The sequence below is a fragment of the Actinoplanes sp. NPDC026670 genome, from assembly GCF_040638175.1.
Lineage (GTDB): Bacteria > Actinomycetota > Actinomycetes > Mycobacteriales > Micromonosporaceae > Actinoplanes.
Genome location: NZ_JBEZXU010000223.1, coordinates 1 through 1,043, shown reverse-complemented (window position 1 = coordinate 1,043; position 1,043 = coordinate 1). Strand labels below are relative to the sequence as shown.

The 1,043-nt window shown below is 71.3% G+C and carries 1 pseudogene; it reads right to left on the bottom strand.

The annotated features are described in order from the left end of the window. Nucleotides 1–938 (bottom strand): annotated as a pseudogene (locus AB0E94_RS53265) (hypothetical protein); the annotation flags it as partial. Nucleotides 939–1,043 lie beyond the last annotated feature (105 nt).

Genomic DNA, 1,043 nt, shown 5'->3' with positions numbered 1-1,043 from the left:
GCCTGTTCCAGCCAGCCCTCGCCCAGGTGGTCCCAGTCGTGGTCGTCGAGATAGCCGTGGGTGGCCTGTTCCAGCAGTGCGTGCGGCAGCGCGGGCGGGTACCCGAGCCGGCGGGCGTCGATGGCGACCTGGATGAGCCCACGGGCGGCGGGCGGCGCGGTGCGGTAGCGATCTTCGAGCTCGGGCGCGCCGGCCAGGTACTGGGTGATCCGGCCGCCTTCCGCATGGGTGGCGGCCTGCCTCACCCGTGGGTCCACTCCGGTGCCGTGCAAGCCTGCGACTTCGGCTGGGGTGAAGGTGTCCGCCACGCTGACCATGCCGCCAGCGGCCAGCAAGTCCCGGGCCTGTGCAGGGCCGGACCGGGGTGTCAGCACGTTCCAGTACTGCGGCCATAGGGTTGCCAACAGCAGCACTGGCCCCCGCTGCCTGTCGTGCAGCAGGGTGCGCAAGCCCGCCGCGATCCGTTCACCGAGTGCTGGGTCGGGCGGGGCGAGGTAGAACTGGGCTTCGTTGAGCCACACGACCGTGTACGGACCCACCCGCTCCAGATCCGCCAGCGCCGCTTCCGGGCGGGTCGGGTCGTAGGGATGCCACAACCGCCACCGGCCCGGCTGCTGCTGCTCCAGATACTGGACCAGTTCCCAGCAGGCGCGGGTCTTGCCCGTCGACGACCCGCCCACCAACGTCACCAACCGCGACACCCCACCGGCCAGCAGCCCGTCGACCTCCGTCCGCAACCGGACGTCGTGCGCCCTGGGCACGTACCGGGGCAGCCGGTCCAGCCGTTCATCGTGCTCGCCTGAGGCGTGGATCGCCGGGTGCACCTCCAGGACGAGGGGATCACACTCGCCGACCGGCCGGCCCATCCGAACCGGTGGTAGAACCGGCGGCGCGGTCTGGGCCGCGATCCACAACCTGCGGACCTGCTCGGCCACCACGGCGGTGTCGCTACGTTCTGCGGTGCGGGCCAGGACCACCGCGACGGTGACCGCGTCCTACTTCGACGCCAGGGTGTCGGCTCTGATGATGGCGGTGTTCTGGTC